The following is a 5,936-nucleotide window of genomic DNA, read 5'->3' as shown; positions in this document are numbered from 1 at the left end:
CGGCCGCTACAGCATCTCGCTGGTCAACGACCCCTCCGCCTCCGACACCGTGCAGGTGGCGGCGGCCGGGCAGCAGGCGCTGTGGCCCAAGCGCTGCCTGAATCCGGACGGCTCGCTGCCGGAGGACCTGCCGATGGGCTGCGCCAACGACTTGAACCTGGCGCTGCAGGTCGAGCGCAAGAGCGATCTGTTCCAGGGGCGCCAGATGGGGCCGGCCTTCGCCAACCCGTCCGTCCGCGCGGCCGAGCGCTACCTGCAGCTGGACGGCAGCGACAACACCGACGCCGACACGGATACGCAGAACAAGCGCAGCCAGGCGGGCATGGTCCTGCCGCCGTCATCCGGCACCGGCAACAGCACCACCGACATCTCCGGCGGCGGCGCCCCGTAATCCGGGCGCCGTGGTCTCGGCTCAGCCGATCGTGCCGATCGCCTGGGCCCGCCGCACCGGGTCCTTGATGCCGCGGATCCGCCGCGCCGCGCTGAGAAGGCTGCGCGCCTCCTTCGCCGACAGGGCTGTCTCGGCCACCCGCCGCGCCTCCTGGGTCTTGCCATCCATGGCCAGAACCAGCGCCAGGTTGCGCTGCTGCACGGCGGTGGCGTCGGGCGCCGCTGCGGCCTCCCGCATCACCTGCACCGCCTCGCCGGTGTTGCCGGCCAGAGCGTAGGAGAGGGCGAGGTTGGTCTTCAGGCTGACATTGCCGGGGGCCTTGAGCAGCGCCTTCTGATACAGGCCCTGGGCCTCCTGCGGCCGGCCCAGCAGGGCCAGCGCGGTGCCCTTGGCCAGGATGGTCGACACGTCGTCCGGCTTGCGGGCCAGCGCCTGGTCCAGCACCGCGATCGCCTCCTGCGGCTTGCCCTGGGCCAGCTGCACCTTGCCCAGGCCGCGCAGGGCATCGACATTGGTCGGCTCCACCGCCAGGGCGGCGTGGTAGTAGCTGGCGGCGCGCACCGGGTCGCCGGCCTGCAGCGTCGCGTCGCCCAGCTTGACCATCGGCTGCGGGTTGCTGGGGTCCTCGGTCGCGGCACGCTGATAGAAGGTCATCGCCGTGTCGGGGTCGCCCGCGGCGCGGATGTTGTCGCCCATCCGGAGCAGCGAGGTCGTCTGTGACTCGCCGCATCCCACGACGATAAGGGTCGCGGCGAGGACGGCGGCGCGGGTGAACGGGAACGGCATGGCGGCGGGCTCTCCCCCTCGAAATGCAGGGTCCGGTGCGCCTGTGGCGGGCGCGCCTGCGCGGTCACGCATGGCTGAACCATGGATAGGACGATCGTGCCGCCGCGTCGACCCTGCGATTGGGAATCCCATCCGGGCGCGCGGATTGTCACCGGGCCGTCACGGGCAGCGGCGCAGCCGTTCAGCCGTGCCAGGTGCGGAGGTTGCCGGAATCGATGTGGGTGAAGCCCGGATACTGGCCGACGCCGCCGATCTGCAGCGCCAGCGCGCAGCCGACGAGCTGGCTCGGCGGCACCTTCTCGAAGGTCAGGTCGATCGCGCGGCCGGCCATGTGCAGGGAGTTGCGGGCCGTGCCCTCGAGCGAGGAGTTGGTCTTCAGCGTACGGTAGCCGGAATTGATCGTGGCCCTGCCGCTGAAGCCGGCGCGCTGAGCCACCGTACGGATCACCGCCAGCGCCCAGAACAGCCGCGGATCCATCTGCACCGTCGCGGTCTGCCGCCAGTCGCGCAGGAACCAGTCGAGCTTCTGCAACTCGGCGACGTCATAGCCATCGGGGCCGTAGAACCGGCCGACATAGGTCTCGCCGGTATGGGCGTGGCCGAGCTCGAGATACGGCTCGACCCGGTTGTGGACCTCGTCCAGCAGGGAGCCGGGGCGCGCCGCCGGCGGCAGGGCATAGGCGGCCGGCCCGGCCAAAGCGATGCCGCCGACGACGCCGAGGGCGGCGCGGCGTGTGAGGGTCGGCCCCAGGGGCCGGGAGGGAATGGGCGTGGTCATGCGAAGACAGCCTCGGCAGGCGACGAAACCCAGCGCGACGCTATACCATAGCTCAGGACCGGCGACGGATTGCAATCGCAACGGCGTGAAAGACGCGTCGCGGTTGCGACGCAGGCATGCCGAGACCGTTGCCTTACATTCGGCATGATGGTCTAGAAAACAGGACGGATCAGAGCATTGCGGACGGTTGCGGAGACCACAGAGACAGGATGAGCCACGACACCCTGATCCACCGTATCGTCCGACCGGTCGTCCGGCGGATCGCGCCGACCGGCGTCACCCCGAACCAGCTCACCACCGTGCGGCTGGCCACCGGCGTGGCGGCGGCGGCGGGCTTCGCCTGCGGCGGGGCCTGGGCCGATCTGGGTGGGGTCATGTTCCTGCTGTCGATGCTGTTCGACCGGGCCGACGGCGAGCTCGCGCGCCAGACCGGGCAGATGAGCCCGGGCGGGCACCGCTACGACCTGTGCGTCGACTGCCTGTGCGACGCGATCGCCTTCATCGGCATCGGCATCGGGCTGGCCCGGGCCGGCCTCGGGCTTCCCCCCATCCTGCTCGGCGCCGCGGCCGGCATCGGCATCGGCGTGCTGTTCTGGCAGCTCAACGTGACCAAGGTGATCGAGCTGTCGCGCTACGCCATGCGCCATCGCGGGGTGGTGGTCGATCCCGACGACGCCCTGGCCCTGGTGCCGGTCTTCGTCTGGCTCGGCCTGGCCTGGCCGATGCTGATCGCGGCGGCGGTGATCACCCCGGCGGGCGCGGCCTGGCTCGGCGTGCTGTCGCGGCGGCCCAAGGCGGCGGTCCGGAAGAAGCCGGCAACGGCTCAGAAATAGCGCAGCCGGAGAGTGACTCGCGTCCCCTGGGGGCTGACGGTGAAGGCGGCGTCCTTGAAGTCCGGCGGGGCGAAGAAATAGGAAGGGTCGCGGGAGAAGGCGACGCCTTCCTCCGGCACGCCCAGAAGCGTCCGGTCGACCTTGTGGTTGTCGTTGACATCCTGGTAGCCCTGGACCGCGTAGACGCCCGGGGCGACGTTGGGGATGACCACGGTCGCCTGCGGCACGGTGGCCGGCGCGGTGCCGCTGTACGGGCAGTCGTCCCCCAGGAACTTGTCCTGCGGGCACAGCGACATCCGGATCGTGCCCTTCGCCTCCTTGATGTTGGCCACGACGATCTGGACCGTCGCCGCCGAGGCGGTGGCGGCGCCGAGCGCGAGCCAGGCGAAGGCGAAGAGGGGAGCGATGGTCTTCATCGGCGCATCTCCGACAGGGTGTCCTCGATGGCAACGAGCAGAGCCTGGAAATCGTTGCGGTCGAGGGCGCCGATGCAGCCGATGCGGAAGCTGTCGGCCCGGGTCAGCTTGCCCGGATAGATCAGGAAGCCGCGCGCGGCCAGCGCCTCGTAGAACTGGTCGAAGACGAAGCGCGGATCGTCAAGCGGATGGAAGGTGGCGATGATCGGCGCCTGCACCGCGGGGTCGAGGAACAGGCGGAAGCCCATCCCCTCCATGCCGGCCAGCAGCGTGTCGAAATTGTCCCGGTAGCGGCGCAGCCGGGCGGCCGGTCCGCCCTCGGCCTCCAGGAGACGCAGCGCCTCGACCAGCGCCGCCACCACCTGCACAGGCGGGGTGAAGCGCCACTGGCCGTTGCCCTCGAAACCGCGCCACTGGTCGTGCAGGTCGAGGCTGGTCGACGGGCTGTTGCCCTTCGCCGCCGCGATCGCCTGTCGCTCGACCAGGGCGAAGCCCAGGCCCGGCACCCCCTCCAGCCCCTTGTTGCTGGAGGCCAGCACCGCCGCAGCCGGGGTGTCGGACAGGTCGATCGGCAGCGCGCCGAAGCTGCTCATCGCATCCAGGATCAGCGGCCGGCCATGCCGGGCCGCGATCTCGGCCACCGCCTCGAACGGGTTGAGGATGCCCGATGTGGTCTCGCAATGGACCAGGGCGACATGGGTGATCGACGGATCGGCGGCCAGCGCGGCATCGATCCGCTCCGGCTCCACCGGCCGGTCCTCCGGCCAGCGCAGGGCCTCTACCGACCGGCCCAGGCGGGTGGCGATGGCGACCATGCGCTCGCCATAGGACCCGTTGGCCAGCACCAGCAGCTTGCCCGCAGGCGGCAGCAGCGTGGCGATCGCCGCCTCGACGATGAAGGTGCCGCTGCCCTGCAGCGGGATGGCGACATGGCCGGCTTCGCCCTTGGCGACGGCCAGCAGCCGCTGCCGCAGCTCCGCCGTCAGGGCGATGAAGGCGCGGTCGCGCGAGCCCCAGTCGCGCAGCATGGCGCGGCGGGTCTCGATCCGGGTGGTCAGCGGTCCTGGCGTCAGCAGGGCCGGGTCATCGGCGGACCAGGGCATCACGAGGCCTCCGAGGCGCGGGCGCGGCGGCGCCGGGCCAGGTGCCGGCCTTCCATCACCTGCCAGGCCATGAGGCCCGGCACGCCCAGCGCGATCTCACGGATCCGGCGGATGAGGGCCATGGCCACGGCGCTGTGCGGCGGGATGCCCAGCAGGCCGCAGATGACGATGAAGCCGCCCTCCTGCACCCCCAGCGCCCCCGGCACCAGCACGCCGGCGATGCGGACGGCCTGGGCCAGGCTCTCGATGATCACCGCGTCGCGCAGGCTGGGCTCGAGGCCCAGCGCCCACAACGTCGCCCAGATCTCCAGGCAGCCCAGCAGCCAGGAGACCAAATGGTGGCCGCCCGAGGTCCAGACCCGGCGGGCATGATCGCCATACAGCGACACGATCGAATCGTGCAGCCCGGAGACCTCGCCCAGCGACTCCCAGCCGAACCTGTCGGCCAGGCGGATCAGGCCGCGCTCCAGCACCTTGAACATGCCGAAGCGCTGGGCGCCGACGAACAGCACCACCAGCACCAGGCCGACGCCGGCCCCGGCGATGATCCAGGGCGTCATGGCGCCGTCATGGGCGCCGAGGAACAGCAGCACCAGGCCGAAGACGGTGAACACCACCTGGCTGGCCATCTGCGTCGTCAGGTCGACGACGATGGCGGCGCCGGACCGGTTCAGCGGCACGCCGCGCATCGCCAGCAGGCGGGCGGTGATCAGCTCGCCCCCGATCTGCGCCACCGGCAGCAGCGAGTTGATCGCCTCGCGGATCCAGCGCAGCCGGATGAAGAAGCTCAGCGGCGGCACCGGCCGCTCCGGCACCAGCACGCGCCAGCCGAGCGAGGAGAACAGGAACTGCGGGAAGTGCAGGGCGATGACGGCCAGGATGCCCCAGCCGGCGCCGGTCAGCGCGGCCCAGATCTCGGCGGCGCCGGTCAGCCAGACCAGCACGACCGCGACCGCCAGGCCGACGGCGATCCCGATGCAGGCGGGCCATTTCATGATGCGGTGCCGGCACCCGTTGCCGCCGGGCGCAGGCCGGCGAGGAAATCCTTGAAGCGGCGGGCGACATCGGCCGGGGCCACGGTCGGCCGCCCCAGCTTCTCCATCGAGCCCGGCGCGATGCGGACATGGATCAGCGCCGGCCGTGGCGCCTCGGACGCGGCGCGGAACGCGGCCTCGAACCCGTCCAGGCTGGCGCAGGAGGCGGCGAACTGATAGCCGCAGGCCAAAGCCACCGCGGCGAAATCGACCGAGGCGGAGACCGTGGCCTGGCCGCCGGTCGAGTCATGCACGCCGTTGTCGAGCAGGATGTGGATCAGCTTGCCCGGCGCCTGGGCGCCGATGGTGGCGAAGGTGCCCAGCTTCATCAGCGCGGCGCCGTCGCCGTCCAGCACCACCACCGGCGCCTCGGTGTTCAGGGCTACGCCCAGCGCCATGCCGGAGGCGCCGCCCATCGACCCGACCTGGTAGATGTGCTGCTTCCGGTCCGCCAGGGTGAACAGCTCGCGTCCGGCCTTGCCGGTGGTGGCGACCACGGCGGTGCGGTCGTCGGTCAGCGCCAGGAAGCGCTCCAGCACCGCCGCGCGGGTCGGGCGCGGCCCGGCCTCCGGCCAGTCGGCGCGGCGGCCGGGGC

General features: G+C 71.6%; 8 protein-coding genes. 2 read left to right on the top strand and 6 right to left on the bottom strand.

All coding sequences use genetic code 11. The features are described 5' to 3' along the window. A partial coding sequence (locus P409_RS39160; RefSeq protein ID WP_034844641.1) for a CpaD family pilus assembly lipoprotein occupies positions 1-391 on the top strand: 391 nt, incomplete at its 5' end. A gap of 21 nt (positions 392-412) precedes the next feature. Here P409_RS39160 and P409_RS24110 read toward each other — a convergent pair. Beyond that, the gene (locus P409_RS24110; protein WP_034844639.1) at positions 413-1,177 is read right to left on the bottom strand and encodes a tetratricopeptide repeat protein; all 765 of its coding nucleotides are present in this window, start codon (positions 1,175-1,177) and stop codon (positions 413-415) included. 181 nt (positions 1,178-1,358) lie between these two features. Continuing rightward, positions 1,359-1,955, bottom strand: coding sequence for a YcbK family protein (locus tag P409_RS24105; RefSeq protein WP_052121317.1), 597 nt, complete (start codon positions 1,953-1,955; stop codon positions 1,359-1,361). A gap of 209 nt (positions 1,956-2,164) precedes the next feature. Between P409_RS24105 and P409_RS24100 the strand changes: the two genes are divergently transcribed. Then, a complete protein-coding gene (locus tag P409_RS24100) occupies positions 2,165-2,788 on the top strand; it encodes a CDP-alcohol phosphatidyltransferase family protein (RefSeq protein WP_052121315.1) in 624 nt (207 codons plus the stop codon). Here the strand turns inward: P409_RS24100 and P409_RS24095 are convergent. From P409_RS24095 to P409_RS24080, 4 genes are all read right to left on the bottom strand, one after another. Continuing rightward, positions 2,779-3,204 (bottom strand): DUF2141 domain-containing protein, encoded by a 426-nt coding sequence (locus P409_RS24095; RefSeq protein ID WP_034844637.1) that lies wholly within the window; start codon positions 3,202-3,204, stop codon positions 2,779-2,781. The two genes, P409_RS24100 and P409_RS24095, sit on opposite strands and share 10 nt — an antisense overlap. Further along, positions 3,201-4,307, bottom strand: a complete 1,107-nt coding sequence (locus P409_RS24090; RefSeq protein WP_034844634.1) for a 2-aminoethylphosphonate--pyruvate transaminase — start codon at positions 4,305-4,307, stop codon at positions 3,201-3,203. The genes P409_RS24095 and P409_RS24090 overlap by 4 nt, the downstream gene beginning before the upstream one ends. Next, positions 4,307-5,302 carry a lysylphosphatidylglycerol synthase domain-containing protein gene (locus P409_RS24085; protein WP_034844631.1) on the bottom strand — a complete coding sequence of 332 codons (996 nt, stop codon included), beginning with the start codon at positions 5,300-5,302 and terminating at the stop codon, positions 4,307-4,309. Before P409_RS24085 ends, P409_RS24090 begins: the two co-directional genes overlap by 1 nt. After that, the coding region (locus P409_RS24080; RefSeq protein ID WP_034844629.1) for a thiamine pyrophosphate-dependent enzyme at positions 5,299-5,936 on the bottom strand (638 nt) is incomplete at its 5' end. The genes P409_RS24085 and P409_RS24080, both read right to left, overlap by 4 nt.

This window comes from Inquilinus limosus MP06, assembly GCF_000767795.1.
Taxonomy (GTDB): domain Bacteria; phylum Pseudomonadota; class Alphaproteobacteria; order DSM-16000; family Inquilinaceae; genus Inquilinus; species Inquilinus limosus_E.
The sequence above is the reverse complement of the archived record's forward strand: the minus strand, read 5'-3'. Positions and strand labels throughout refer to the sequence as shown.